This window comes from Streptomyces sp. cmx-18-6, assembly GCF_046548915.1.
GTDB lineage: Bacteria > Actinomycetota > Actinomycetes > Streptomycetales > Streptomycetaceae > Streptomyces.
On record NZ_JAEBEP010000006.1, the window covers coordinates 24,306 to 51,087 of the forward strand.

Sequence of the window (26,782 nt, forward strand, 5' to 3'; positions counted from 1 at the left end):
GGCACGCTGTGCGTGCCGGGCCCGGATCTTCAGTAGCGGGGACAGGATTTGAACCTGCGACCTCTGGGTTATGAGCCCAGCGAGCTACCGAGCTGCTCCACCCCGCGTCGGTAGACATCACTCTACGCCATGCGGGACGCGCCTCCGACCACTTTTCCGCCCGCCCCTCGCCTCGCCCTCGCCCGCACCCGCTCGGCCCACGCTCGGCCCTCCGCAGGTCAGCGGGCCGGCGGGTCAGCGCGCCGGGGGGCGAGCGCGAGCCCCGCACCGTCCCGGACCAGCTCGGGGACCCGCGGGGCGGCGGCCAGCGCCCGGTTGATGCCCGCGAGAGCCTCCGGGGAGGGCGGCTCCCCGTCCCGGGCGGCGTACAGGGCCGCGGCGATGTGCTCGCGTACGCGGTGGACCGCCGCCAGATCGCCGGCGTCGAGCACCCCCGCTCGTCGATCCCGGACCGTCCCGACGCGCCGGGGTGCTCGACGCCGGCTGATCGCGCCGGACTACCCGGGCTTCGGCCACACCCAGGCCCCCGAGGACTTCACGTACAGCTTCGACCGCCTCGCGGACATCACCGAGGGCTTCGTGGAGCGGCTCGGGCTGACCCGCTTGGTGATGTACGTCTTCGACTTCGGCGCCCCGGTCGGCTTCCGGCCGGCGCTCCGGCGCCCGGAGTGGATCGCGGGCCTGGTCGTCCAGAACGGCAACGCCTATGAGCAGGGCCTGTCGGACGGGGCCCGTGACTTCATCGCCCTGCGCCCGGACGTGCCGGGCGCGGAGGACCGCGTACGGGACCTGCTGACGCTGCCGGCCACCCGCGTCCAGTACGAGGGCGGCACCGCCGATCCGGAAGCGGTGGCCCCGCTGATCGCGGACTTCCTCGACCGTCACCACTGCCGCCGGACGGCCGCCTTCCCGCCGGTCACCAGGCTCGCGGGCGGCACGTCGTCGGCCACGACCGCGCCGGCGGCGACCACGGCGTCACGGCCGATGCTGACGCCGGGAAGGATCGTAGCGCCGGCGCCGATCCACACGTTCTCGGCCACATCGATGGGCCCGCCGCTCAGCCATCCCCGCCGCTCCTCGGGATCGACCGGATGACCGACGGTGATGAACGTGGCCTTCGGACCGACCATCACGCCCTCGCCGAGCCGGATGCCGGCGTAATCCAGGAACGTGCAGTTCTGGTTGATGAACACCCGCTCGGCGAGGTCCAGATGGAGGCCGTGGTCCGTGTAGAAGGGCGGATAGACCGTCACCCTGCTCGGCAGTGGCCTGCCGAGGATCCGCTCGAACAGCTCCGCCTTTCCCGCCTCGTCCTCGAACGGCAGGACGTTCAGCCGCGAGGTGAGCTCGGTGGCCCGCAGGACCCTTTCGGCCATGGCCCGGAACTCGGGGCTGTGGATACGCATGAGGCGGTCATCGGGCATGCCACGACCTCTTCTTTCCCTCGGTCGGCGAGCGGGGCAGGGCGGCGGACACGGGTGAGGACCGGTTCACAGCGGCGCACGACGAAGCGCGCGGCACGTGCGGTCCACGACGGATCAGCGTCCCCCACCCGGGAGTTCTCGGCGGAGTCCCCCGTGCTCGTCGGCTCCGGCAGTACGGCTCGGAGGCGAAAGCCGCCGTTCCCCAGAGGGCCCGCCTCCAGTCGGGCCGCCGAGGAGTTCGGCGCGCTCTCACAGACCGGACAGGCCGTGACCGCCGCCCACGGGCGGTCGCCGCCTGCGAGGAACTCGGCGGGAACCCCGTCCACCACTTCCCCGGGTACGACCCGACGGACTATGCCCCGGAGATCATGGAGCGGCTGTCCGAAACGAACCCGAACAAGCAGCAACCCCAGACCAGAGAAACGCTCTGACCTGGGGTCCAAAGGTAGGCCGTGTGGGACTCGAACCCACAACCAACGGATTAAAAGTCCGCTGCTCTGACCAATTGAGCTAACGGCCCCTGCAACATCACCCCCGAGCATAGCCCGCCCGATCCCGGCAGCCGATCCGGTATCGGTGTCGGGCCCTGTCACGCCCCCCGTCGCGTCCCTTTCGCGCCGGGATGCGCCCTTGGTGCGCCCTGGGTGCGCACCTCGGCGGCACCCGGGGAACGCCCGGAGAGGTCCCGGCGAAGCCCCGGAGGAGCCCAGGAGGAGTCCCGGGGAACAGCAACAGGGCCCGTACGGCACCGAGTCGGTTCGGTGTCGTACGGGCCCTGCCGGTCTGTCAGGCGGACCTGCTCAGCCGCTGGTCAGCGGCTGGGCGGTGGTGGTCAGCCGTTGCGCTTCCAGCGCGGCTTGTCGTCGCGGCGGCCGAAGGTACCGGTGTTGGTGCCGGTGTTGGCGCCGCGGTGGTCGTCGCGACGGCCGGTCGGGCGGTCGGTGCCGCCGCCCGAGCGGAAGCCGCCCGCGGGGCGGTCGTCGCGGCGGTCACGGTTGAACGGGCGGTCGCTGCCGCCGGAGCGGAAGCCACCGGAGGGGCGGTCGTCGCGGCGGTCGCGGTTGAACGACGGACGGTCGTTGTCACGACGCTCGAAGGGACGGCCACCACGGTCGTCACGACGGTCGCCACCGCCGGAGCGGAAACCACCCGAGGGGCGGTCGCTGCCGCCGGAGCGGAAGCCACCGGAGGGGCGGTCGTCGCGACGGTCGCGGTTGAACGACGGACGGTCGTTGTCACGACGCTCGAAGGGACGGCCACCACGGTCATCGCGACGGTCGCTGCCGCCGGAGCGGAAACCACCGGACGGACGGTCGTCGCGACGGTCGCGGTTGAACGACGGACGGTCGTTGTCACGACGCTCGAAGGGACGGCCACCACGGTCATCGCGACGGTCGCCGCCACCGGAGCGGAAACCACCCGAAGGGCGGTCGCTGCTGCCGCCGCGGTAGCCGCCACGGTCGCCCCCGCGGTTGTCGCGGCGCTCGTAGTTGCCCCGCTCGTCGCGGCGCTGCTCGTCACGGGCGGCCGGCTGCTCCGGTACGGACACGGCTGCCACCAGGGCGGCCTCCGCCTCGGCGGTGACCTCGGCCACCGCCGCCTCCGGGTCGTCGCCCCGCTCGCGCGCGGCACGGGCGACCAGGCGGTCGGCCTCCTCGCGCAGCTCGACGGCGCGGCGCTGGACGCGCTCCAGCTGCTTCGTCAGGTCGGCGGCCTCGCGCTCGGCCTGCTTGGCGGCGTTGTTCGCGGAGTCGGCCTGGACCTCGGTGAGCGAACGCGCGCCGGTGATCTCGGCGACCTCCGGCTCGAAGACGCCCGCGCCCTGCACGATGTGGCGCGAGGCGTCGACGCCCGCGTCCTCCATCAGGCGGAAGATCTGGCGGCGCTGGTGCGGGAGCGCCAGCGAGACGACCACACCGGACTTGCCGGCGCGGGCGGTACGGCCCGAGCGGTGCAGGTAGTCCTTGTGGTCACCGGCCGGGTCCACGTTCAGGACCAGGTCGATGCCGTCCACGTGGATACCGCGGGCGGCCACGTCGGTCGCGACGAGCGCGTTGACGTAACCCTTCTTGAAGTCCTCCAGGACACGCGTACGGGCGCCCTGGGTCATGCCGCCGTGCAGCGCGTCGGCCTTCACGCCGGACTCGATGAGCTGCTCGGCGATGCGGTCGGCGCCCAGCTGGGTGCGGACGAAGATGATCGTGCGGCCCTTGCGGGCGGCGATGGCGGAGGTGACCGGCGCCTTGTCCTTCGGCTTCACGACGAGGACGTGGTGCGACATGGTCGTGACGTTGCCCTGGGCGCTGTCGACCTCGTGCGTGACCGGGTTGGAGAGGTAACGCTTGACCAGCGTGCCGATCTCGTTCTCCATGGTCGCGGAGAAGAGCATCCGCTGGCCGCCGCCGGGGATCTGGTCGAGCAGCTCGGTGACCTCGGGCAGGAAGCCCAGGTCGGACATCTGGTCGGCCTCGTCGAGGACGGCGACTCGGACGTTCTCGAGCGAGCAGGCGCCGCGGTTGATGATGTCGCGCAGACGGCCCGGGGTGGCGACGAGGACGTCGACGCCGCGCTCCAGCGCGTAGATCTGGTTGCCCATCGACGTACCGCCGCAGACGACCTTCATCTTGAGGCCGAGCACGTCGCCGTACGGCTGCAACGCGTCCGCGACCTGCATCGCGAGCTCACGGGTCGGGGTGAGGATGATGCCGCGCGGCTTCTTCTTCTCGGTGGTGCCACCGGAGAGCGTGGCCAGCAGCGGCAGGCCGAAGGAGAGCGTCTTGCCGGAGCCCGTACGGCCGCGGCCCAGGATGTCCTTGCCGGCCAGGGCGTCCGGGATGGTCGCCGCCTGGATCGGGAAGGGGGCGGTCACACCGTTCTGCGCGAGCTTGCGGACGATGCCCTCGGGCAGGCCCAGCGAGCCGAAGGTGATCGTCGGCTCGGCGTCGGCCTCGGCCACGGGGGCCTCGTCGATCGCGGCGGCGTCGGCGGAAACCTCCGCGTCGACGGGAGCCTCGGCCTGGTCGGCGGAAGCCTCGACGTCGGCGGAAGCCGCGGCCTGCGCGTCCTCGGCCTTGGTGTCGTTGAGGAAGTCGGCGACGGACTTCTCGGCCGCCGGGGCCTTCTCCGCCGACGCGGTGGCGCCGGCGGGGGCCTCGGTCACAGCGGCCTCGACGAGCTCGGTGAGCTCGACGTCGTCGATGTTCTCGGGCATGACGGTGCGGTCAGAACTGGAAATTGACATGCGAAATGCGAAACCTTCCGGAGTCTCGGCACGCGCCCGTAACTCCGTGATTCGCAATTTCGACCGCCTCAATGCGGTCCAGCCACGGCAAGGGAGAGTACGCGCCACACGGCGCTCTTCTGTGTCGGCGCCGGGCAATGGGATCAAACGATCTACTACCATACGCACTCTCACCCGGATCGCGCAAGCCGACCTCATCGAGCACCCCGCTATACCGGCCCCACCTGCGGTGATGCCTCCGGCGTCCGCAGCGGGCCGGCGTCCCCCGGGCTCCTCATCGCCTGCGTCCGGAACTGTGCGGCGGGCGACGCGGAGGGGGGCGGCTCCGGCGGCTCGGAGGGCTCCGGCTCGGGTTCCGGGTCCGGGTCCGGAGCGGGCGGGGCCGGCGGCTCGGGGACGACCGGAGGCGGCTCGCCCGGGCCCGGCGTCGAGGGTGTCGGGGCCGGCGGACCGCCGGGGCGGCCGGGGCGGGCGGTGGGGCGCGGGTCGCCGGGTTCGGGGCGCGGGCCCTTCGGGGTCGCCGAAGGCGTCGCACCGGACGCGTCGGGGCTCGGCTTGTCCCCGGGGGCCTTGCGGTCGGAGTCGGAGTGGGTGTGGGCGTCACCACCGCCCCGGTGCCCGGCCCGGCCGGACCCGGACACGGTGTCACCGTCCGGCTCGGCGGCTCGGCCCTTCGGATCGGCGGACCGCGAGGGCCCGGGCCGGGCGCCGTCGTCGCCGACGCTCATACAGCCGGTGGACGCGGCGATCGTCAGCGCGGTGACGGCTGCCCAACGGGCAGGGACGGACAACTGGCGCACGGGTGGCACCTCCGGGGCGAGGAGAGCGGGACGGGGAGGGACGGGGGGAGGGGTGCGGCGGAGTTGAGCGGAGTGGGGCGGGGCGGAGAAGAAGTGAGGCCGGGAAAGGGTGAGGCCGAGAAGAGCGAGGCCGAGCGAGCCGTACGGCACCGAGCGCGCCGTACGCGGTGGTGTGGTGCCGTGCCCAACTCCCCGGACCCCGCCGGAGACACGCCCGAAACCCCACCCGCCCCGCGCTACCCCCCGAACCCGCCCGCCAGCTCCGCCCCCAGGAACACCGCTCCCAGCCCCGCCAGCAACGACGTCACCACATTCGCCGCGGCGAGGAAGGGCCTCCCCGTCTCGGCCAGGCGCAGGGTCTCGTACGAGAACGTCGAGTACGTCGTCAGCGCCCCGCACAGCCCCGTGGCCAGCAGGGCGTACACCGGGCCGGAGACCGCCGCACCCGTCAGCACCCCGAGCAGCAGGCTGCCCGCCGCGTTGGCCGTGAAGGTGCCCCAGGGGAAGACGTACGCCACTCCCGGCCCCTGGCGCGCCCGCACCGCACGGTCCGTCAGATACCGCAGGGGCGCGCCGACCGCCCCGCCGATCACGACGAGCAACCAGTTCACGCGACCACCACCGGCGCCCGGTTCACCCGGCCACTCCCAGCGGCCCGTTCACGCGGCCACTCCCAGCGGCCCGACCGCCGCCGGCCGGTTCACGCGGCCCGCCCCTCGGTCCGGGCGCGCAGGTCCAGCAGCCGCCGCGTCGCCACCGCCCCGGCCCACACGGCCGCCAGCGCCGCCACGACCGTCGCCGCCATGTACGCCAGGGCCGCCACGAGCTCCTGACGCACCAGCAGGCCCGAGACGTCGGCGGCGTATGTCGAGAAGGTCGTGAACCCGCCGAGTACGCCGACCCCGAGGAAGGGCCGGACCAGCGGACGCCTCACCCGGCCGCGCTCGACGGTCAGCACCATCAGTACGCCGATGAGGGCGCAGCCGCTCACGTTGACCGCGAACACCGTCCAGGGGAAGCCGCCGCCAGGGGTCGGCCAGAGCACCAGGGCCCCGTACCGGGCGAGAGCTCCGAGCGCCCCGCCCGCCGCGACGGCCGCCAGGATCCGGCCCTGCGGGGCGGTGGGCAGTTCGGGTGTCAGCACGCGCCCATTCTCGCTCGCCGCCGCCGGCCGAGCCATCGCACTGCCGGCCGAACCGTCGCACTGCCGCCGACCGAGCCATCGCACTACCGGCGGTCCGCCCGCGCACCACCGGCGGCTCGTCCATCACGGACAATGGCCCTGTGCTGGAAATGTCGCGGGAAGCGTTTGAAGAACTGGTGAGCCAGGCCCTGGACACGATCCCCCCGGAGCTGACGCGGGTCATGGACAACGTGGCCGTGTTCGTGGAGGAGGAACCCGACTCGTCCGATCCGGAGCTGCTGGGACTGTACGAGGGCACGCCGCTCACCGAGCGCGGTGAGTGGTACGCGGGTGTGCTGCCGGACCGCATCTCCATCTACATGGGGCCCACGCTCCGGTACTGCGCGACCCCGGCCGACGTCGTCCACGAGGTCGCCGTGACCGTGGTCCACGAGATCGCCCATCACTTCGGGATCGAGGACGAGCGCCTGCACGAACTGGGCTGGGGCTGACCGGAAGCACTCCGACAACCGGCGACAACCGGCCGCTCCCGGCAACCTCTGCCCGATCCCCAGAAGCGCTCCACGAGACGGGCCGCTGCCGCCCCCGGACCCGGCCCCTGGGCTGCCTCATCCGCCCCCGCACCCGGTCCCCGGGCGGCCGCACCCGTTCCACCGGCCGGTTTCCGCATGGCCGGGGCCGTACCGGGGCATACGCGCCCAATGGTCCGCGTCCCGTTCCGTGCCGCAGCCGACCGCGTCCGGCACCGCATCGCCCAGCTCGTCCGCCCGAAGCCCCCGGCCCGCACCCCCTCCCGCGGCGACGCCGACCCCGGCTCCGCCGAGCCGCGCTCCCCCAAGTCGCGCCCCCGCTCCCGTAAGCGCTCCGGCGCACGACCCGCGCCCGGAACGGGGCTCACGAGTGCCGCCCCGAGGCCCCTCGCGCGGGCCCTCGGCATGCTGGCCGTCGTCGTGCTGGGGGCCTGGCTCGGGCTGCTCGCCGTGGGGTCCATCCGTACGCCGGTCGGGCCCATGGACACCAACATGACCCTGCGCCCCTCGCTCACCGGCGGCAGCAAGATCAACGTGTCCCCGCTCGGCGCGCTGGAGCTGGACTCGCACATCGCCCCGCTCCGGCTCGACGTGGACGTCGACCGCCTCGACCCCGAGCGCTCCCAGGCCCTGGTCGACCAGCCGGAACGGTTCTCCGGCCTCCAGGACGAGGTCACCCGGGACGTCGCCGCCGGCACCCGGGAGCTGGCCGTCCGCTCCTGCGTCGCCGTGATCTCCGGGGCGACCGCGCTCGGCCTCGTCGTCTACCGCCGCCCGCGCCGCGCCCTGGCCGCCGGCGGGCTCGCCCTGACCCTGCTGGCCGCGTCGGGCGTCAGCGCGTACGCCACCTGGAACCCGAAGTCCGTTCTGGAGCCCCGGTTCTCCGGGCTGCTCTCCAGCGCCCCGTCCCTGGTCGGCGACGCGCGCTCGATCGTCACCGAGTTCGACATCTACCAGCAGGAACTGGCCCGCCTGGTCACCAACGTCACCCGGCTGTACGACGCCACCTCCACGCTCCCCGTCTACCGGCCGGACCCCGGCACCATCCGCGCCCTGCACGTCTCCGACATCCACCTGAACCCGGCGGCCTGGCACATCATCGCCTCGCTCGTCGAGCAGTACGAGATCGACGTGATCATCGACTCCGGCGACACGATGGACCACGGCTCGGCCGCCGAGAACGGCTTCCTCGACCCGATCCGCGACCTCGGCGCGCCGTACGTCTGGGTGCGCGGCAACCACGACTCCAAGGTCACCCAGGGCTATCTGAAGAAGTTCAAGAACGTGCGCGTCCTCGACGACGGCAAGGCGGTCGACGTGGCCGGGCTGCGGATCGCCGGCACCGGCGACGCCCAGTTCACCCCGGACCGCTCCAAGCCGGTCGGCGGCAGGGAGGCCGCCCGTCTGGAGGGCATGCGCCTGGCGACCGCCCTGCGCGACCAGGAGCAGGCCGGCACCCCGGTCGACATCGCCGTCGCCCACGACCCGGAGACCGCCCGGCAGACGGACGGCACGGTTCCGCTGGTGCTGGCCGGTCATGTCCACAACCGGGTCAACGAGCAACTGAAGCTCGGTACGCGGCTGAAGGTCGAGGGCTCCACGGGCGGCGGCGGGCTGCGCGCGGTGCAGAACGACAAGCCGGAGAAGGTCCGCGCCTCGGTGCTCTACCTCGACCGCTCCACCCGCCGTCTCCAAGCCTGGGACGAGATCACGCTCGGCGGTCTCGGACTGACGACCGCCGAGGTCAGCCGCCATCTTCCGGAGGAGAACCTGAAGAAGGACGCACCCGTCTCCCCCTCTCCCACGCCCTCCCCCGCGACCACTCCCACCGGCACTCCGGGGCGGCCCACGCCCTCGCCGTAAACCGTTTTGGCGATAGCTCCACCCATCCCATATGCTTCTCACGTCCCCGACGCGCTGCAAAGCGAACCGGCGGGCCAATAGCCCTCATCGTCTAGTGGCCCAGGACGCCGCCCTTTCAAGGCGGTAGCACGGGTTCGAATCCCGTTGGGGGCACGCTTTACCGTGTGCGAGACTTGTTTTCGCACATTGCTTGGTCCTGTGGAGCAGTTTGGAGTGCTCGCCACCCTGTCAAGGTGGAGGCCGCGGGTTCAAATCCCGTCAGGACCGCTGCAGCCCCAGCGGCTGCGTGGCTGGGTAGCTCAGTTGGTACGAGCGATCGCCTGAAAAGCGATAGGTCGCCGGTTCGATCCCGGCCCCAGCCACTTCTCGAAGGCCCCGTCCGATGGACGGGGCCTTCGGCGTTCTCACCCCTCCTTCGCCACGGGATCGCGCTCCTGAGCCGCAGGCTCCCGCTCCTCCGCCGCCGGCTCGCGCCGCCGCCAGGCCCGTACGCCGAGAGCCAGCAGCACCACCAGCACCACGGCCCCCAGCAGCACCGCGTCCGACACCCGCTCCCCCAGCTCCTGCGCCCACTGCTCGACCGCGAACGAGGCGTCGACCCCGAGCAGGCCGGGCAGCGCGGTCGTCCCGTCGTACGCGAGGAAGAGCGCGCCGAGGCCGATGAAGAACAGGCCCGACAGCAGCGACGTGGTGTGCAGCTCGAACCGGCCGAGGCGGACGGTCCGGCCGCGCAGCCAGGCGCGGCGGCCCAGGTCGAAGCGCTCCCAGAGCAGGGCGAGCACGAAGAGGGGGACGGCCATCCCGAGCGCGTAGACCGCCAGCAGGAGACCGCCGTAGACCGGGCTGCCGCTGACCGCCGCCACGGTCAGGACGCTGCCCAGGATCGGGCCCGCGCAGAAGCCGGCCAGGCCGTAGACCGCGCCCAGGGCGTAGACGGAGAACGCGGTGGTGGGGCGGATGCGGCCGCTGAGGGCGGCGATGCGCCGGGAGGCGAAGCCGAGGCTGACGATCTGGGCGGTGCCGAGCGCGATGATCAGCCAGCCCGCGCCCGTGACCAGGGCGTCGCGGTGGCCGTAGAAGAGCCTTCCCGCGTACGAACCGGCCGCCCCGAGCGGTACGAGGGTGGTGGCGAGCCCGGCGTAGAAGATGCCGGTACGGGCCAGCAGGCGGGAGGCGGAGTCGATGGAGTACGCGAAGAAGGCCGGGAGCAGCAGCGCGCTGCACGGGCTGACCAGGGCGAGCAGCCCGCCGAGGAAGGCCGCGAAGTAGCCGATGTCCGCCGTCACTTGGCGGTGTCCCCGGAGCCCTTGGAGCCCTTGGAGCCCTCGGTGTCGCCGGAGCTCTCGGCCGCGTCGCTGCCCGCCTCGCCGGTGGTCTTCGCCCGCTCCGCCGCCGCCTCGATGGCCTGGGTGAACGCCTTTTTGGGCTGGGCCCCCGCGATCGGGCGGCCGTTGATCAGGAACGACGGGGTGGACGTGGCCCCGATCCCGTACGCCTGCTCCTGGTCCTTCGCGACGGCGGCGCGCGCGGCCGGACCGTCCAGGTCCTTCATGAACCGGCCCAGGTCCTCGACCCCGGCCTCCCGCGCGAGGGTCTTGACCCGGTCCTTGCCGAAACCCTTCTCCTTCGCCCCTTCGGCGTAGGCGGCGGCGTGGAACTCCCAGAAGCGGTCCTGCTGCCCGGCGGCCCAGGCTCCGCGCGCGGCGTTCTCCGACTCCTCGCCGAAGATCGGGAAGTTGCGCCACTCGATGCGCAGGGTGCCGTCCTCCACGTACTCCTTGATCAGTTCGGGTTCGGTGTCCCGGGCGAACTGGCCGCAGTAGCCGCACTTGAAGTCGGCGTACTCGATCAGGACGACGGGGGCGTCCGCGCGGCCGACCGCCAGCTTGTCGTCGGCGTCGCGGCGGGCCAGCTTCATGAGCTCGGGGTAGACGCCCTCCTCCGCGCTCGCGGAGACCTCGGCGGCCGGGCCGGTGGAGGTGTTCCGGGTGGAGTCGGCGGGGGCGGTGGCCTTGTAGGAGGCGAACCCGAGGAGACCTGCGGCGACGACGACCACCGCGCCGTAGACCAGGGGCTTGCGGGGGGAGCCCTTCGTGTTCGTGGATGTGGGCTTCTTGGGCGTGGGCATGCGGCACTCCGTGCTGGTGGTGCGGAAGGGGCGGGTGAGGGTGCGGGCCGGACAGGCCCTACACCCGCAGCACGGAGAGTTCGACCGGGGTCGGCGTGGCGGGGACCGGGACCCGGACCCGTATCCCCGGAGGCGGCTCGGCCGGCAGGGCTCCCGTCGCGGCGGGCAGCCCCCACGGGGCGAGGCCGGGGGCCTGGTCGTGCGCGGCACGGGCCCGGGTCGGGACGGCGGGCTCGCTGTCGTGGCCGCCGGGCGGCCGGCAGCCGGGGACACCGGGGCCGGAACCGGAAGCGGCGGCGGCAGCGACGACGGCGGCCGGGGAGGCGTCCGCGACGGCGGCCGGGGAAGCGGCCGCGACCACGGCCAAGGAGGCATCCGGGACCGCGACGGCGGCCACGGCCAAGGAAGCGTCCGGGACCGCGACGGCGGCCACGGCCGGGGATGCATCTGCCACCGCGGCCGTCACGGCGTGCGTGCCGGAAGCGGTCGAGGCTTCCGGCGCGGCGGCCCCGGCGACGGACGGCGAAGCCGCCCCCGCCGGCCCGCACAGCAGTCCCATCACGACCGCGAGCAGCGCCGTCAGACAGCACCACTGCGTACGGGACACGGGACGGGCCTCTCACCAAGGGGCTGAGCGTTCGACTGCCCGAAATGGTACGTGCCGTGATCGCGCCCGCCGCATCGGTCGCCGGTCACCCGCGCCCCCCGCGCCCCGCCGCGTGACGCAGCCCGCCCGAAATGGGGTCGCCACTCCTCGCGCCCGGGTGAGATCCTGGGATCCGTATGTCTACTTCCTTCGCCGATCTCCAGTCCCAGCTCGGACAGCTCTCGCTCCGTGACGCGAACCGGCTCGGCCGGCGCCTCGAAGGAGCGCGCCGCATCCGCAAGCCCGAGGCCCGCCAGACCGTGCTGGACGAGATCGCGGCCGAGGCGGGCAAGGCGGCCGAACGGCTCGCGACGCGCGCGGCCCGGCTGCCGGCCCTGTCGTATCCGCAAGAGCTGCCGGTCAGCCAGAAGAAGGACGAGATCCTGGAGGCGATACGCGACCACCAGGTCGTGATCGTCGCCGGTGAGACCGGGTCCGGGAAGACCACGCAGATCCCGAAGATCTGTATGGAGCTGGGGCGCGGCGTCCGGGGCATGATCGGGCACACCCAGCCCCGCCGGATCGCCGCCCGCACGGTCGCGGAGCGGGTCGCGGACGAGCTGAAGACGCCGCTGGGCGAGACGGTCGGCTGGAAGGTCCGCTTCACCGACCAGGTGAACCCGGAGTCGACGTATCTGAAGCTGATGACGGACGGCATCCTGCTCGCGGAGATCCAGACGGACCGCGAGCTGCTGGCGTACGACACGATCATCATCGACGAGGCCCACGAGCGGTCCCTCAACATCGACTTCCTGCTCGGCTATCTGGCCCGGCTGCTGCCGAAGCGCCCGGACCTGAAGGTCGTCATCACCTCCGCGACCATCGACCCGGAGCGGTTCGCGCGCCACTTCGGCGAGGCGCCGATCGTGGAGGTCAGCGGGCGTACGTATCCCGTCGAGGTGCGCTACCGCCCGCTGCTCGAAGGGGCCGACGAAGAAACAGCGGACTCCGACCGCGACCAGATCACCGCGATCTGCGACGCCGTGGACGAGCTGAGCCACGAGGCCCCCGGTGACGTCCTGGTCTTCCTCTCCGGCGAGCGCGAGATCCGGGACACGGCGGACGCGCTGGGCAAGCGCAACCTCAGACACACCGAGGTGCTCCCCCTGTACGCGCGCCTCTCGCACGCCGAGCAGCACCGCGTGTTCCAGCGCCACACGGGACGCCGCATCGTCCTCGCGACGAACGTCGCGGAGACCTCGCTGACCGTTCCCGGCATCAAGTACGTGATCGACCCCGGCAACGCCCGCATCTCCCGCTACAGCCACCGCACCAAGGTCCAGCGGCTGCCGATCGAGCGGATCTCCCAGGCCAGCGCCAACCAGCGCAAGGGCCGCTGCGGCCGTACGTCGGACGGCATCTGCATCCGGCTCTACTCCGAGGACGACTTCGTCACCAGGCCGGAGTTCACCGACCCGGAGATCCTGCGGACCAACCTGGCCTCCGTCATCCTCCAGATGACCGCCGCCGGGCTCGGCGACATCGAGAGGTTCCCCTTCATCGACCCGCCGGACCACCGCAACATCCGCGACGGCGTGCAGCTCCTCCAGGAGCTGGGGGCGCTCGACCCGGGCGAGAAGGATCCGAAAAAGCGGCTCACCCCGCTGGGCCGCAAGCTCTCCCAGCTGCCCGTCGACCCGCGCCTGGCCCGCATGGTCATCGAGGCCGACAGGAACGGCTGCGCCCGCGAGGTCATGGTCATCGCCGCCGCGCTCTCCATCCAGGACCCGCGCGAGCGGCCCTCGGAGAAGCAGACGCAGGCCGACCAGCAGCACGCCCGGTTCAAGGACGAGACGTCCGACTTCCTGGCGTACCTGAACCTGTGGGCCTATGTCCGCGAGCAGCAGAAGGAGCGCGGCTCGTCCTCGTTCCGCCGGATGTGCAAGCAGGAGTATCTGAACTTCCTGCGCATCCGCGAATGGCAGGACATCTACGCGCAGCTGCGTACGGTCGCGAAGCAGATGGGCATCGCCGTCGAGGAGCCCAAGGGCGACGCGTCCATTCCCGAGCAGGCGGTGCACACCTCGCTGCTGGCCGGGCTGCTGTCGCACATCGGGCTGAAGGACACCGAGAAGAACGAGTACCTGGGCGCGCGCAGCGCCAAGTTCGCGATCTTCCCCGGTTCCGCGCTGTTCAAGAAGCAGCCGCGGTTCGTGATGTCGGCGGAGCTGGTGGAGACCTCCCGGCTGTGGGCGCGGGTCAACGCCCGGGTCGAGCCCGAGTGGATCGAACCGCTGGCCCAGCACCTGCTGAAGCGCACCTACAGCGAGCCGCACTGGGAGAAGGACCAGGCGGCGGTGATGGCGTACGAGCGGGTCACGCTCTACGGAGTGCCGATCATCGCCCAGCGCAAGATCAATTTCGGCCGTATCGACCAGGAAGCCTCGCGGGACCTGTTCATCCGCAACGCCCTGGTCGAGGGCGACTGGCGCACCCACCACCAGTTCTTCCACGACAACCGCAAACTCCTCGGTGAGGTCGAGGAGTTGGAGCACCGCGCCCGCCGCCGCGACATCCTCGTGGACGACGAGACGCTCTTCGACTTCTACGACCAGCGCATTCCGGAGCACATCGTCTCCGGGGCGCACTTCGACTCGTGGTGGAAGCACAAGAAGCGCGAGGAGCCGGACGCGCTCGACTTCGAGCGCTCCATGCTGATCAACGAGAAGGCCGGGGCCGTCACCAAGGACGACTACCCGGACTCCTGGCGGCAGGGGAAGCTCAAGTTCAGGGTGACGTACCAGTTCGAGCCCGGCGCGGACGCGGACGGCGTGACCGTCCACATCCCGCTCCAGGTGCTGAACCAGGTCACGTCCGAGGGCTTCGACTGGCAGATCCCGGGGCTGCGCGAGGAGGTCGTCACCGAGCTGATCCGCTCGCTGCCGAAGCCGGTCCGCCGGCATTACGTCCCCGCGCCGAACTACGCCGACAAGTTCCTGGACCGGGCGGTCCCGCTCCAGGAGCCGCTGCCGTTCACCCTGGCCCGGGAGCTCCAGCGGATGGTCGGCGTCCCGGTCACCGCCGACGACTTCGACCTCTCGCGGGTGCCGGACCACCTGAAGATCACGTTCCGGATCGTCGACGAGCGGCGGCGCAAGGTCGCCGAGGACAAGGACCTGGAGGCGCTGAAGCTCCAGCTGCGCCCCAAGGCCCGCCAGGCGCTCTCCAAGGCCGCGGCGGCGACCGCGGGCCCCTCGGGGGAGTCCATCGAGCGTTCGGGCCTCACCGACTGGACGATCGGCACGCTGAACAAGATCTTCGAGACGCGCCGGGCCGGGCAGCCGGTGAAGGCGTACCCGGCGCTGGTGGACCAGGGCGAGACCGTCGCCGTACGCCTCTTCGACACCGAGGCCGAGCAGCGGCAGGCCATGTGGCGCGGGACGCGGAAGCTGATCCTGCTGAACATCCCGGTCAACCCGGCGAAGTTCGCCTCCGACCGGCTCACCAACCAGCAGAAGCTGGCCCTGTCCCGCAATCCGCACGGCTCGGTCCAGGCCCTCTTCGAGGACTGCGCCACCGCCGCCGCCGACCGGCTGATCGCCGCGCACGGGGGCCCGGCGTGGGACGAGAAGGCGTTCCGGACGCTGTACGACAAGGTGCGCGCCGACCTGGTGGACCTGACCGTCCGCACGATCGACCAGGTGCAGCAGATCCTGGCCGCCTGGCAGGCGTGCGAGCGCCGGCTCAAGTCGACCGGCAGCCTGACGCTGGTGGCCAACGTCACCGACGTACGGGAGCAGCTGGCCCGTCTCGTACCGCCCGGTTTCGTTACGGCGACGGGGCTGCGCCGGCTGCCGGACCTGATGCGGTACCTGGTCGCGGCCGACCGGCGGCTCCAGCAGATGCCGACCGCCGTGCAGCGGGACACCACGCGGATGGCGAAGGTCCACGAGATGCAGGACGAGTACGCGTGGCTGCTCGAACAGCTCCCGCAGGGACGGCCGGTGCCGCAGGAGGTGCTGGACATCCGCTGGATGATCGAGGAGCTGCGGGTCAGCTACTTCGCGCACGCCCTGGGCACCGCGTTCCCCGTCTCCGACAAGCGGATCGTGAAGGCGATCGACGCCGCCGCACCCTGAGGCGGGGCCGGTACGGGGCCGGTCCGGGGGCGGCAGGACGGTGACGGTTTCACCACCAGGAGTGAAGTCGACCTGGGCCTCTTCCCTCCTGTACAGTCTGGTTTCGCAGCAAGCCGCAAGGCAAGCGGCGAAAACCTGGTCCTGTGGAGCAGTTTGGAGTGCTCGCCACCCTGTCAAGGTGGAGGCCGCGGGTTCAAATCCCGTCAGGACCGCAGTAGAAGAAAGCCCGGATCGTTTCGATCCGGGCTTTCTCGCGTCTTGACGGCTCCTTCCGCCACCGGTACCCCGTAGAGACGAGGCCGCCCCGTTTCCCTCGGCAGGGGCGGCCGGGTCCACCGGGAGGTGGCTCGTATGTCCGCGTCCACAGCACGACATGAGACCCGCGCGCTGCTGCGCGCCCATCTGGCGGCCGCTTCCGGTTACGGGCACCTCACCCGGCACTGCCCGGTCTGCCACCGGCTGCTGCGCCTGGCCATGGAGCCCGGGGACGGCGACAGGGAGGCGCGGGAGACCCGCGAACGCCCCGAGGAGCGCCGGACCGCCGAGAGCGCCGCCGCGCCGCCGGACGGCGGCGAGGACGAAAGACCTGCCACGACATGACCATCGGCCGGGTGCTTCCGCGCCCGGGCGGTGGCAGGCTCGTAGAGGACGCGGGTCGGCGGACGGCGGTCCGACAGGGGCGGGCGGGCAGTTGGCAAGTATCGAACAGTGTGACGGGTGTCACTGAAAGAGTTTTCAGAACAGGGCACTTTACGCCTCTCCTACAACTGGCGAATTTAATATGTGCAATTGCACCGCCGACCGAGCTCGGCCGGCCCGTTCCGTCCGGGTAGTCCCCCCGCGTCCCGGACGCTCACCCACACTCCCGCCCAGACCCGCCCACAGGCCCACGAACGGCACCGGACGGACCGGCGGGCACTCGACCTCCGGGGAGCCTCCGGAGCGCCTCCGGGGCACCCCCGAACGGGCCGCCGAACCCGGCAAGCCGACCGACCGCCCGGTTATCGCGCATCGCGCCTCCGGGGCCTTCAGGGGGTGTGCGGAGGGCATGCGGGGGCACGAGAAGGCGGCGGCACGGAGGCATGAGGCAGCGGGCGCGAAGGCGCGGGGCGGCCGGGCACAGAGGCGCGGGACGGCGGGCACAGAGGCGCGGGGCGGCGGGTGCGAAGGCGCACGGCGCGAAGGCGCCCGAACGCGCGAAGGCATAAAAAAGATCGCGCTGGACCCGGCGGAGTCCAGCGCGACCGAATCGACGCACCCATACACAGGTATGACGCCCGTTGGGGCAGGCGTCCGTCGAGTGGAGCTATAAGGGTGGAGCTGTAGATGGGCGGCCGAAGGTTGGGGGACCTGGCAGCTGCCCGGTTGTGATGCTGTGCTGCTGTATTGCTGACTGCTGCGGGGCAGGGGTGTGTCAGGCCTCGCTGCGCTGCTGCGGAATACCCGCAAGCAGTGCGCGGACCTCTGCCTCGCGGTACCGGCGGTGTCCACCGAGCGTGCGGATGGACGTGAGCTTGCCAGCCTTGGCCCAACGGGTGACCGTCTTCGGGTCCACGCGGAACATCGTGGCAACCTCAGCCGGGGTCAGCAGCGGCTCGGCATCAGGGGTGCGAGCGGTCATGAGCGGCCTCCTCGGGAGAACCGAACCTTCTCGGTTCTTTCCTCTAAATTCTGCACCTTGACCCGCGTTGCCCGAAATGGCGGACGCGGGCCGAGTCGGTTATAGGACGAACGGCTTGTCCTCGGCACTACAACTACACCATCCGTCCAGCCGCGTCGGCCAAACCGATGGAATTGCCCTCCCAGGTGTTCATCAGCGACGGAAGCCGATGGACCATGCCATAGCGGACAGTCACACCACCGTGACGATCAGTCACAGAGCGATCAGGAGTCGTCAGACCCCCCATAGCGTGCAATGTCGAGCATTCTGCCCTTACTTGGACAGAAGGAGCCCTCCCCGGACTCCTTGTCCTATTTTGGCATGAGGAGTAGGGATGGGCGCAAGGGCCCCGTTAGTGCTGTCCATCACGCTTGAGGCAAAGGCCCGGTTCGGGACGTAGGTCCTGGGCCCGGCGACGTACTCCTCCGCCTCACCCGTCCCACGCGCCCCACGGGACGCAGGTTCACGGCCCGTCAGCTTCCCTCGCCGACCCTCTCCGAACCCGACTGGCCCTCGCACGGGGCCCGTCCGGCCCTCGTCCGGGGCTCCGGCTCCTCCCGCCGGCCCTCTTCGCCTTCCTCCTTCCCTCCGGTCCGGCCTGTCGGCTCGTCCTGGATGAAGGATGCCCCGGTTCCGTCACGTTGATGCCGCTGTGGGTCTTTTCACGTCAATTGGCGAACTGGCGGTTCCGGACCGCCCGCCACCGCTCCGCCAGCCGCGCGTACGCCTCGCCCGCGGCCTCGCTGTCGCCGTTCCCCAGGGCGGCGAGGCCCGCCGCCACGTCCGCGGCCGACCGGTCCTCCGCGAGCTGCTCCGCCGGGAGCGCGTGCACCAGGCCCCCGTAGTCCAGCTCGACCAGCGAGTGCGGATGGAACTCCTCCAGCCACTGCCCCACGTCCACGAGACCGTCGGCGAGCGGCCCCCCGGCCGCGCTCCGGCGCAGCGTCCGCAGCGCCCGGGCCAGCCTGCGCCGGGCCTCCACCATCGGCGTCCGGTAGCGCAGCAGCGGCTCCGCGCCCTCGCCGTCCGCCGCCGTGTACTCCCGGTCCTCGTCCCGGAAGAGGACGAACCAGCGCACCGGAACCTGCCACACCGTGGTGCGGATCCACGGCCGGACGTCCGGGTTCCGCAGCTGCCAGCGCCCGTGGTCCGCCAGCGCCTGACCGCGCACCACCGCGGGCAGCAGGAGGTCCAGCACGTTGGCCGGAAACATCCCCTCCAGCTCCTCCAGTGCCAGCCATCCCCGCAGCCGGGTACGCCACGGACAGACGCACACCACCCCGTGGAGCTCCGCCACGAACGCGTCGCCGCTCTCGTGCACGGGCACCCCGACCGGCGGGGTCGGCGTCAAGTCGGCCAGCGAGCGGCGCAGTTCGTCCTGGGCCGTGGGCAGGACGGGGCGCTCGGCATAACGGGCCCAGTGACTGCGCTCGGGCTCCGCGAAGGCGGCGAGCGGCTCGTACACCCGGAGGTAGGACGTGTAAGGGACGACCACGGAAGACACCACCGACATGCGCGCATCGTGCCACGCCCGCCCGTCCCCGGGGGCCCGGCGTGACCGGCGGAAGACCCTCCGAGAGGCGCCGGGCCGGCCGTCGTGACCCCGGTCGAGATCCGCCGGACGCGCTCTAAGGGGTGATCCTCGGCACGGGGGGAGATCCACGTCGTCGGAGGACTTACGCTCTTGCCCATCGGACCGGCCGTGCCGGTCGGTCCGGGGCCTGTCCGACGACAGGTTTCGGGGCCCTCCCCACCCCTGGAGGGCCTCCCGCCGCTTCGTACTTGGGAGTCACCACAGTGACCGATGTGACTAACGGCGTCCTGCACACCCTGTTCCACTCGGATCAGGGGGGCCACGAGCAAGTCGTGATCTGCCAGGACCGTGCCACCGGCCTCAAGGCCGTCATCGCCCTCCACTCCACCGCCCTGGGCCCGGCCCTCGGCGGTACCCGCTTCTATCCGTACGCCTCCGAGGCCGAGGCCGTCGCCGACGCGCTGAACCTGTCGCGCGGGATGTCGTACAAGAACGCCCTGGCCGGGCTCGACCACGGTGGCGGCAAGGCCGTCATCATCGGCGACCCGGAGAAGATCAAGAGCGACGAACTCCTCCTGGCCTACGGCCGGTTCGTCGCCTCGCTCGGCGGGCGCTACGTCACCGCCTGCGACGTCGGCACCTACGTCGCGGACATGGACGTCGTCGCCCGGGAGTGCCGCTGGACCACCGGCCGCTCCCCGGAGAACGGCGGGGCCGGCGACTCCTCCGTGCTCACCGCGTTCGGCGTCTTCCAGGGCATGCGGGCCTCGGCCCAGCACCTGTGGGGCGACCCGACGCTGCGCGGCCGCAAGGTGGGTGTCGCGGGCGTCGGCAAGGTGGGCCACCACCTCGTCGAGCACCTGCTCTCGGACGGGGCGCAGGTCGTGATCACCGACGTCCGCGAGGAGTCGGTGCGCCGCGTCACCGATCTGCACCCCGAGGTCACCGTGGCGGCGGACACCGAGGCGCTCATCCGCACGGAGGGCCTGGACATCTACGCGCCCTGCGCGCTCGGCGGCGCGCTGAACGACGCGACCGTGCCCGTGCTCACCGCGAAGGTGGTGTGCGGTGCGGCCAACAACCAGCTGGCCCACCCGGGCGTCGAGAAGGACCTGGCCGACCGGTCGGTTCTCTACGCGCCCGACTACGTGGTCAACGCCGGTGGCGTGATCCAGGTCGCCGACGAGCTGCACGGGTTCGACTTCGACCGGTGCAGGGCGAAGGCCACGAAGATCTTCGACACCACGCTGGAAATATTCGCACGTGCGAAGGCGGACGGGATTCCGCCCGCCGCGGCGGCCGACCGGATCGCCGAGCAGCGGATGGCCGAGGCACGCGGTCGCTGACGGCGGTCCCGTCGTGCGCGGGCGGTCCGGCGGCCGGCAGGAGACAAGACTCACGCCGGTCGGCGGGTCGCCCGCCCGGAAGAGGTTAAAATCGCAGTTGACCAGCGGGGACGGGGCTCCTCGCTGGCCCTGCACCGGGGCGCAAGACGCGGGCGGCGTACCGTATGGCCACGGAAGCAGGTACCGTTAAAGCCCTACGGGCGCGGTCTCTCTGTCGAGAGTCCGTCCTGAAACATGAACGCGTGTCAAGACTCTGGGGCCGTCGAGCCCCGTCACCGAGGGGGTCGAGCCATGGGGCGCGGCCGGGCAAAGGCCAAGCAGACCAAGGTCGCCCGCCAGCTGAAGTACAGCAGCGGCGGGACGGACCTGTCGCGTCTGGCCAATGAGCTGGGCGCATCGCCTTCGAGTCAGCCACCGAACGCCGAGCCGTTCGAGGACGACGACGAGGAAGATGACCCGTACGCACAGTACGCGGATCGCTACAACGAGGACGATGACGAGGATCAGGACGATCAGTCCGGTCCCTCGTCGCAGCGCCGCGGCGCTTGACCTCGCGCTGACACATCAACCCGGTCCGGGCCTGCCCCGGGCCGGGTTCTGTGCGTCCCGGCCCGGCGCCCCGATGCCCGGCCCGGTGCCTTCCGGCGCGTGCCGGGCCGACGACCTCCATCGGCCATCGGCCCGCCCGGCGCACACCGGCGTACGGCTCAGCGTGCGTAGCTGCCGGTCAGCTCGGCTCCCGTGGCGTGGTCGCCCCGGTCGGTGATCTCACCGGCGACCCAGGAGTCGACCCCGCGGTCGGACAGGGTCGTCAGCGCCGCGTCCACCGAGTCGGCCGGGACGATCGCGATCATGCCGACGCCCATGTTCAGCGTCTTCTCCAGCTCCAGCCGCTCCACGTTCCCGGCCTTGCCGACCAGGTCGAAGACCGCGCCGGGCGTCCAGGTGGAGCGGTCCACGGTGGCGTGCAGCCCGTCCGGGATGACCCGGGCCAGGTTGTTCGCCAGACCGCCGCCGGTGACGTGGCTGAAGCCGTGCACCTCGGTGGTGCGGGTGAGCGCCAGGCAGTCCAGCGAGTAGATCCGGGTGGGCTCCAGGAGCTCCTCGCCCAGCGTCCGGCCGAACTCCTCGATCTCGCGGTCCAGCGTCCAGCCGGCCCGGTCGAAGACCACGTGGCGGACGAGCGAGTACCCGTTCGAGTGAAGACCGGAGGACGCCATCGCGATGACCGCGTCACCCTCGCGGATACGGTCCGGGCCGAGCAGCCGGTCGGCCTCGACCACGCCCGTACCGGCGCCGGCGACGTCGAAGTCGTCCGGGCCGAGCAGGCCCGGGTGCTCGGCCGTCTCGCCGCCGACCAGGGCGCAGCCCGCGAGGACACAGCCCTCGGCGATGCCCTTCACGATCGCCGCGACACGCTCGGGGTGCACCTTGCCGACGCAGATGTAGTCGGTCATGAACAGCGGCTCCGCGCCGCAGACGACGAGGTCGTCCACGACCATGCCGACGAGGTCGTGGCCGATGGTGTCGTACACGCCCATCTGCCGCGCCAGGTCCACCTTGGTCCCGACGCCGTCGGTGGCGGAGGCCAGGAGCGGACGCTCGTAGCGCTTCAGCGCCGAGGCGTCGAAGAGGCCGGCGAAACCGCCGAGGCCGCCGAGGCCCGCGACCTCGGGGCGCTGCGTCTTCTTCACCCACTCCTTCATCAGCTCGACGGCACGGTCACCGGCTTCGATGTCGACGCCGGCCGCCGCGTAGGAGGCACCTGTTGTCTCAGACATGGCCTGGGATCTTTCGTGTGGAGATACGGGGCTGGGGGAGGGAGGAGCGGGCGGGCGTCCGGGTCACGGACGGCGCAGCGCGTCGGCCGCCGCGGTCGCCGCGGGTCCTGCCGCCAGCTCGGTCTCCAGCAGCTGCTTGCCGAGCAGCTCCGGGTCCGGGAGCTCCATCGGGTACTCACCGTCGAAGCAGGCGCGGCACAGGTTCGGCTTGTCGATCGTCGTCGCCTCGATCATGGAGTCGATCGAGATGTACGAGAGCGAGTCGGCCCCCATCGAGGTGCAGATCTCGTCGACGGTCATGCCGTTGGCGATCAGCTCGGCGCGGGTGGCGAAGTCGATCCCGAAGAAGCAGGGCCACTTCACCGGCGGCGAGGAGATCCGGATGTGGATCTCGGCGGCCCCGGCCTCGCGGAGCATCCGGACCAGCGCGCGCTGGGTGTTGCCGCGGACGATCGAGTCGTCGACGACCACCAGGCGCTTGCCCTTGATGACTTCCTTCAGCGGGTTGAGCTTGAGCCGGATGCCGAGCTGGCGGATGGTCTGCGAGGGCTGGATGAAGGTCCGGCCGACGTAGGCGTTCTTCACCAGTCCCGCGCCGAACGGGATGCCGCTGGCCTCCGCGTAACCGATCGCGGCGGGAGTGCCGGATTCCGGGGTCGCTATGACCAGATCCGCTTCGACGGGGGCTTCGGCGGCCAGTTTGCGGCCCATCTCCACGCGGGAGAGGTAGACGTTCCGGCCGGCGATGTCGGTGTCGGGACGGGCCAGGTAGACGTACTCGAAGACACAGCCCTTGGGCTTCGCTTCTGCGAATCGAGAGGTGCGCAGACCGTTCTCGTCGATGGCGACGAGCTCGCCCGGCTCGATCTCGCGCACGTAGCTCGCGCCGCAGATGTCGAGGGCGGCGGACTCGGAGGCGACCACCCAGCCGCGCTCCAGGCGGCCCAGCACCAGCGGGCGGATGCCCTGCGGGTCACGGGCGGCGTAGAGGGTGTGCTCGTCCATGAAGACGAGCGAGAACGCGCCCTTGACGTCGGGGAGCACCTTGGCGGCGGCTTCCTCGATGGTCAGCGGCTTGTCGTCCTCGTCGCGCTGCCCGGCGAGCAGCGCGGTCACCAGGTCGGTGTCGTTGGTCGCGGCGACCTGGGTGGTGCGGCCGTCCTTGCGGGGGAGGTCGGCGACCATCTCCGCGAGCTGGGCGGTGTTGACCAGGTTCCCGTTGTGGCCGAGGGCGATCGAGCCGTGCGCGGTGGCACGGAACGTCGGCTGCGCGTTCTCCCACACCGAGGCGCCGGTGGTGGAGTAGCGGGCATGACCGACCGCGATATGGCCCTGGAGGGAACCCAGAGACGTTTCGTCGAAGACCTGCGAGACCAGTCCCATGTCCTTGAAGACCAGGATCTGGGACCCGTTGCTCACTGCGATGCCCGCGGATTCCTGTCCGCGGTGCTGCAGGGCATACAGTCCGAAATAGGTGAGCTTGGCGACCTCTTCACCCGGAGCCCAGACACCGAAGACGCCACAAGCGTCCTGGGGGCCTTTCTCTCCGGGGAGCAGGTCGTGGTTGAGTCGTCCATCACCACGGGGCACGGCACCGAGTGTAGGCGAGATCGACCACTGGTCCGAATTGGGGATCGGTCGGCAAAGCCGGTGCGGATCACGGGCGACCGGTCGGCCGGCGGTGCCGGGCGGGTGATTCGCGGGACTTCGAGCGGTTACGGTGAGTGATCACCTGGCGGGGGTTCGCGGGCCCTCAGGAGCGGGTGCGGCGCTCACTCCCGGGCGGAGGGGCCGGTTACCGGCGAGTAGGGGATGTCGGCGGCGACCGGTCGGCGATCGCCGGGCCGTGGCGCTCGGTGAACCTGCCCCGAGCCCGGCCCGACCGTCTGCCGAACGCCCGTTTCGTGGTGAGCCTCACACCCGGGGGCTCACTCCGGGAAAGGGGTTCACCCCTGTTCCCCGGTCGTCGCGGGTGCGGCCGTCGCGCCGATGCCCTTGCCCTCGTCGGACGTGACGGTGAGCGTGCTGCCCTTGATCGTGTACGTCGTCGGGCCGTCCAGGGCCGCGAGCACGGCCCGCTCCACCTTCATCTCCGCCTCCGGGCACATCTTCCGGGTGCCGGCCAGGGGCCCGAAGGTGATCGTGGAGCCCTTGGCCTTCGCCTTGCCGTGGAAGGAGTTGCAGCCGGATTCGCCCTGCACCGTGCCGTCCTCGCCGAAGGTCAGGTGGGGCACGCGCCCCTTCGGCAGATCGGCGGGCACGGACGTCGCCGTCTCGCCGCTGAGCAGGGTGTTCACCACCCATCGGGTGCCGACCAGATCGGCCGCCTCCTCCTCGCTGAGCTCGATGGCGCCGCCGTCCTCGGTGGTGAGGGTCAGGTTCTTGCCGGAGAGCTTCGCGGTGAGTTCGCCGCTGAGCGCCTCCACGGCGGCCGTCTCGAACTTCTCGACGTCCTCCTCGCACGCCATCTGGGTGGAGTGGGTCCGGCTCACGGTGATCCGGTCGCCCTCCACGCGGGCCTCGCCGCCGATGCGGTTGCAGCCGAAGTCGGCCTTGACCCCGCCCTTCGGGTCGATCTCCAGCCGGGAGCCGTCCGGGGTCGCCGTCTTCTTCCCGTCGACGGTCATGGACTCCACGCTCCACACCACCCCGGTGACGGGCACATCGCTGCGCACGGTGTCGCTGCCGTCACCGGACCCGGAGCCGGAACCCGACTCCGTACCGCAGGCGGCGAGGGTGAGGAGGGCCAGGACGCTGACGCTGACTGCCATACGTTGTGTGTGCATGGCGATGTGACGGTGCGGGGCCCCGATCCGGTTCCGTCCGCCCTGTCTCCCTCAGCCCATGAGGGGCAGCAGCTCCGCCAGGTCGGCGCGCTCGCCGCTGGCGCTGACCTCGGCATCCGCCAGGGCCCGCGCCCATTCCGTGCGCCCGGTGGCGAGCCGGACCCAGGTCAGCGGGCCGGTCTCCACCACGTTGGGCGGGGTGCCCCGGGTGTGCTTGGGGCCGCCGATGCACTGGACCACCGCGAACGGCGGGACGCGCACCTCCACCGAGCCGCCGGGCGCGCGGTCGGCCAGGGCGTCCGCGAGCAGCCGGGTGCAGGCGGCCAGGGCCTGCCGGTCGTACGGGATCTCCAGGCCGAGCGCCGCGTTCAGGTCGTCCGTGTGGACGATCAGCTCGACCGTCCGGGTCACCGTGTAGTCGGCCAGCCGCATGGCGCCGAGCCGGGTGGGCAGCAGCCGGTCCCCCGTGCCGGCGGCCGGGACGTCCGCGAGGAAACCCGCCTCCACCTCCTCGTACAGCGCTATGAGGTCGGAGCGGCCGGCCGCCAGGTCCTCGACGTCCTCCGCGATCCGGGCCGCGTACGCCGAGGTGGCGGGCGGCCACTGGAGCAGCGTGAGCGCCGGCCGCGGCCCGGGCGGCTCCGGCAGGGCCAGGGACCGGCTGACGCTGCCCAGGGCCATCGACACATGGGCGGCGAGCTCGCGCACCGTCCAGTCGCCCAGCCGGGTCGGCCGGGCGAGCTGCTCGGGCGTCAACGTGCGGACGGCGTCGCGGACATGGGCGAACTGCGCGAGGACCGCGGTGCGGGTCTTCAGGTAGTCGTAGGCGCGCGGGCGCTTCTTGGCCGGGGGCATGGGGGCGAGACTAACCGGCCCCACTGACATCGCCCCCGGTCACTTCCGCGCGACCCGCTCCTCCACCTGCTCCCGCTCCGGCATCTGCTCCCGCTCCCGCCCGCGCCCCTCCACCGTGAACGTCTCGCCGTTCGCGGGGACTCCGACGCCCCTCCAGGTGAACGGGACGCCCCGGGCGTCATCGGGGTCCGGGCCGTCCATGAGGTGGAAGTGGAGGTGGGGTTCGGTGGTGTTCCCGGAGTTCCCCACGCTCGCGATCCGCTGCCCGGCCCGGACGGTGTCGCCGGCCTTCACCCGGAGCGAGCCGCGTTGGACGTGGGCGTACGCCGCGTACGTGCCGTCGCCCAGGTCGAGGATCACGTGGTTGCCGAGGATCCTGTGCACGCCGACGACCGACCGCACGTTGCTCTCGATGAGCATCAGGAGGACGAGGGCGGGCAGCGAGTTGCGGCTCAGGTGGTCGCGCTGGCCGTCGCTCGCCCGGACGACCGTGGCATCGGCCACCGCGAGCAGCGGGGCTCCGAAGGCCGGGAAGGCGCGGTTGCGGCGGAAGACCGGCCACACCATCCGGAACGACGGGCGGGCCGGTGTCTCCCCCTTCCCTGTCTCCGGGTCGGCCAGGATGTCGATCGCGTACGTCTGCCCGTACACGTGCGTCCCGTGGCTCGGCGTCTTGTCCGCCGGACTGTTCAGGGCGGTCCAGCGGCCGGTCACCGGCGGCTCGACCTCGACCGGGGCCCGCGGCTCGCCCCGGGGCCTGGCGGCCCTCACCTGGAGCGCGATCGTCGTCAGCATGAGGACCGCCGCCACCCCTCCGGGCAGCAACGACGTCGACCACTTCGGACCGGGCAGGTCCACGAAGAGATTGACGATGACCAGCGCGAACAGTCCCACCCAGGCCAATCGATGGGTCGTCCCTATGGCGTTGCGGACGGACATGATCACTTCCCCCTGTTGTCTGCGTT

Annotated in this window: 22 protein-coding genes, 6 tRNA genes and 1 pseudogene; 11 read left to right on the forward strand and 18 right to left on the reverse strand. The window is 71.6% G+C overall.

Features of this window, described 5'->3' with window-relative positions; translation table 11 throughout:
• Window positions 1-33: 33 nt before the first annotated feature.
• Together ACLJPL_RS15555 and ACLJPL_RS15560 are read right to left on the reverse strand one after the other, a co-directional pair.
• Window positions 34-107, reverse strand: a tRNA-Met gene (locus tag ACLJPL_RS15555).
• 111 nt (window positions 108-218) lie between these two features.
• Window positions 219-431, reverse strand: coding sequence for an ABATE domain-containing protein (locus ACLJPL_RS15560; protein ID WP_411081437.1), 213 nt, complete (start codon window positions 429-431; stop codon window positions 219-221).
• Between ACLJPL_RS15560 and ACLJPL_RS15565 the strand changes: the two are divergent.
• Window positions 382-744, forward strand: a pseudogene (locus ACLJPL_RS15565) (alpha/beta fold hydrolase); the annotation flags it as partial. The gene ACLJPL_RS15560 and the pseudogene ACLJPL_RS15565 sit on opposite strands and share 50 nt — an antisense overlap.
• Before the next feature lie 137 nt (window positions 745-881).
• Here ACLJPL_RS15565 and ACLJPL_RS15570 read toward each other — a convergent pair.
• The 6 genes from ACLJPL_RS15570 to ACLJPL_RS15595 form a co-directional block, all read right to left on the reverse strand.
• Complete coding sequence (locus ACLJPL_RS15570) at window positions 882-1,424, reverse strand: DapH/DapD/GlmU-related protein (protein WP_411081438.1); 543 nt, start codon at window positions 1,422-1,424, stop codon at window positions 882-884.
• Window positions 1,425-1,870: 446 nt separating this feature from the next.
• Window positions 1,871-1,944, reverse strand: a tRNA-Lys gene (locus ACLJPL_RS15575).
• 312 nt (window positions 1,945-2,256) lie between these two features.
• A complete protein-coding gene (locus tag ACLJPL_RS15580) occupies window positions 2,257-4,635 on the reverse strand; it encodes a DEAD/DEAH box helicase (protein WP_411081772.1) in 2,379 nt (792 codons plus the stop codon).
• 239 nt (window positions 4,636-4,874) lie between these two features.
• Window positions 4,875-5,465, reverse strand: coding sequence for a hypothetical protein (locus ACLJPL_RS15585; protein ID WP_411081439.1), 591 nt, complete (start codon window positions 5,463-5,465; stop codon window positions 4,875-4,877).
• 236 nt (window positions 5,466-5,701) lie between these two features.
• Entirely contained in the window at window positions 5,702-6,076 is a 375-nt protein-coding gene (locus tag ACLJPL_RS15590; RefSeq protein WP_411081440.1) for a fluoride efflux transporter FluC, read from the reverse strand.
• 89 nt (window positions 6,077-6,165) lie between these two features.
• Window positions 6,166-6,645: a FluC/FEX family fluoride channel gene (locus ACLJPL_RS15595; protein ID WP_411081441.1), complete on the reverse strand. Its 480-nt coding sequence runs from the start codon at window positions 6,643-6,645 to the stop codon at window positions 6,166-6,168.
• A 104-nt stretch (window positions 6,646-6,749) separates the two neighbouring features.
• On the opposite strand from ACLJPL_RS15595, the gene ACLJPL_RS15600 reads away from it, so the two are divergent.
• The 5 genes from ACLJPL_RS15600 (at window position 6,750) to ACLJPL_RS15620 (ending at window position 9,364) form a co-directional block, all read left to right on the forward strand.
• Entirely contained in the window at window positions 6,750-7,100 is a 351-nt protein-coding gene (locus ACLJPL_RS15600; protein ID WP_411081442.1) for a metallopeptidase family protein, read from the forward strand.
• A gap of 210 nt (window positions 7,101-7,310) precedes the next feature.
• A complete protein-coding gene (locus ACLJPL_RS15605; RefSeq protein WP_411081443.1) occupies window positions 7,311-9,002 on the forward strand; it encodes a metallophosphoesterase family protein in 1,692 nt (563 codons plus the stop codon).
• A gap of 80 nt (window positions 9,003-9,082) precedes the next feature.
• Window positions 9,083-9,155: transfer RNA gene (locus tag ACLJPL_RS15610), tRNA-Glu, on the forward strand.
• Window positions 9,156-9,194: 39 nt separating this feature from the next.
• Window positions 9,195-9,269: transfer RNA gene (locus ACLJPL_RS15615), tRNA-Asp, on the forward strand.
• Between the two features lie 21 nt (window positions 9,270-9,290).
• Window positions 9,291-9,364, forward strand: a tRNA-Phe gene (locus ACLJPL_RS15620).
• Window positions 9,365-9,406: 42 nt separating this feature from the next.
• On the opposite strand, the gene ACLJPL_RS15625 is transcribed toward ACLJPL_RS15620, so the two are convergent.
• Genes ACLJPL_RS15625 through ACLJPL_RS15635 form a run of 3 tightly spaced genes read right to left on the reverse strand, consistent with a single transcriptional unit; the run spans window position 9,407 to window position 11,737 of the window.
• Window positions 9,407-10,288, reverse strand: a complete 882-nt coding sequence (locus ACLJPL_RS15625; RefSeq protein ID WP_411081444.1) for a cytochrome c biogenesis CcdA family protein — start codon at window positions 10,286-10,288, stop codon at window positions 9,407-9,409.
• On the reverse strand, window positions 10,285-11,130 hold the full coding sequence (locus ACLJPL_RS15630) for a DsbA family protein (RefSeq protein WP_411081445.1): 846 nt from the start codon (window positions 11,128-11,130) through the stop codon (window positions 10,285-10,287). The genes ACLJPL_RS15625 and ACLJPL_RS15630 overlap by 4 nt, the downstream gene beginning before the upstream one ends.
• A 58-nt stretch (window positions 11,131-11,188) precedes the next feature.
• The gene (locus ACLJPL_RS15635; RefSeq protein ID WP_411081446.1) at window positions 11,189-11,737 is read right to left on the reverse strand and encodes a hypothetical protein; all 549 of its coding nucleotides are present in this window, start codon (window positions 11,735-11,737) and stop codon (window positions 11,189-11,191) included.
• 176 nt (window positions 11,738-11,913) lie between these two features.
• Between ACLJPL_RS15635 and hrpA the strand changes: the two genes are divergently transcribed.
• From hrpA to ACLJPL_RS15650, 3 genes are all read left to right on the forward strand, one after another.
• Window positions 11,914-15,855 (forward strand): ATP-dependent RNA helicase HrpA, encoded by a 3,942-nt coding sequence (hrpA, locus tag ACLJPL_RS15640; protein WP_411081447.1) that lies wholly within the window; start codon window positions 11,914-11,916, stop codon window positions 15,853-15,855.
• Window positions 15,856-15,992: 137 nt separating this feature from the next.
• Window positions 15,993-16,067, forward strand: a tRNA-Asp gene (locus ACLJPL_RS15645).
• A gap of 139 nt (window positions 16,068-16,206) precedes the next feature.
• Window positions 16,207-16,455, forward strand: a complete 249-nt coding sequence (locus tag ACLJPL_RS15650) for a DUF6274 family protein (protein ID WP_411081448.1) — start codon at window positions 16,207-16,209, stop codon at window positions 16,453-16,455.
• Between the two features lie 814 nt (window positions 16,456-17,269).
• Here ACLJPL_RS15650 and bldC read toward each other — a convergent pair.
• Window positions 17,270-17,476, reverse strand: coding sequence for a developmental transcriptional regulator BldC (gene bldC, locus ACLJPL_RS15655; protein WP_003949541.1), 207 nt, complete (start codon window positions 17,474-17,476; stop codon window positions 17,270-17,272).
• Window positions 17,477-18,182: 706 nt separating this feature from the next.
• Entirely contained in the window at window positions 18,183-19,028 is an 846-nt protein-coding gene (locus ACLJPL_RS15660) for a hypothetical protein (protein WP_411081449.1), read from the reverse strand.
• 284 nt (window positions 19,029-19,312) lie between these two features.
• On the opposite strand from ACLJPL_RS15660, the gene ACLJPL_RS15665 reads away from it, so the two are divergent.
• Entirely contained in the window at window positions 19,313-20,395 is a 1,083-nt protein-coding gene (locus ACLJPL_RS15665; RefSeq protein WP_411081450.1) for a Leu/Phe/Val dehydrogenase, read from the forward strand.
• Between the two features lie 291 nt (window positions 20,396-20,686).
• Window positions 20,687-20,944: a DUF3073 domain-containing protein gene (locus ACLJPL_RS15670; RefSeq protein ID WP_411081451.1), complete on the forward strand. Its 258-nt coding sequence runs from the start codon at window positions 20,687-20,689 to the stop codon at window positions 20,942-20,944.
• 158 nt (window positions 20,945-21,102) lie between these two features.
• On the opposite strand, the gene purM is transcribed toward ACLJPL_RS15670, so the two are convergent.
• The 5 genes from purM to ACLJPL_RS15695 form a co-directional block, all read right to left on the reverse strand.
• Entirely contained in the window at window positions 21,103-22,176 is a 1,074-nt protein-coding gene (gene purM / locus ACLJPL_RS15675; protein WP_411081452.1) for a phosphoribosylformylglycinamidine cyclo-ligase, read from the reverse strand.
• Window positions 22,177-22,239: 63 nt separating this feature from the next.
• Window positions 22,240-23,766, reverse strand: coding sequence for an amidophosphoribosyltransferase (purF, locus tag ACLJPL_RS15680; protein ID WP_411081453.1), 1,527 nt, complete (start codon window positions 23,764-23,766; stop codon window positions 22,240-22,242).
• 356 nt (window positions 23,767-24,122) lie between these two features.
• The gene (locus ACLJPL_RS15685) at window positions 24,123-24,962 is read right to left on the reverse strand and encodes an META domain-containing protein (RefSeq protein ID WP_411081454.1); all 840 of its coding nucleotides are present in this window, start codon (window positions 24,960-24,962) and stop codon (window positions 24,123-24,125) included.
• Between the two features lie 51 nt (window positions 24,963-25,013).
• Window positions 25,014-25,817, reverse strand: a complete 804-nt coding sequence (locus ACLJPL_RS15690; RefSeq protein ID WP_411081455.1) for a sterol carrier family protein — start codon at window positions 25,815-25,817, stop codon at window positions 25,014-25,016.
• A gap of 39 nt (window positions 25,818-25,856) precedes the next feature.
• Window positions 25,857-26,756: a M23 family metallopeptidase gene (locus ACLJPL_RS15695; protein WP_411081456.1), complete on the reverse strand. Its 900-nt coding sequence runs from the start codon at window positions 26,754-26,756 to the stop codon at window positions 25,857-25,859.
• Window positions 26,757-26,782: the final 26 nt, after the last annotated feature.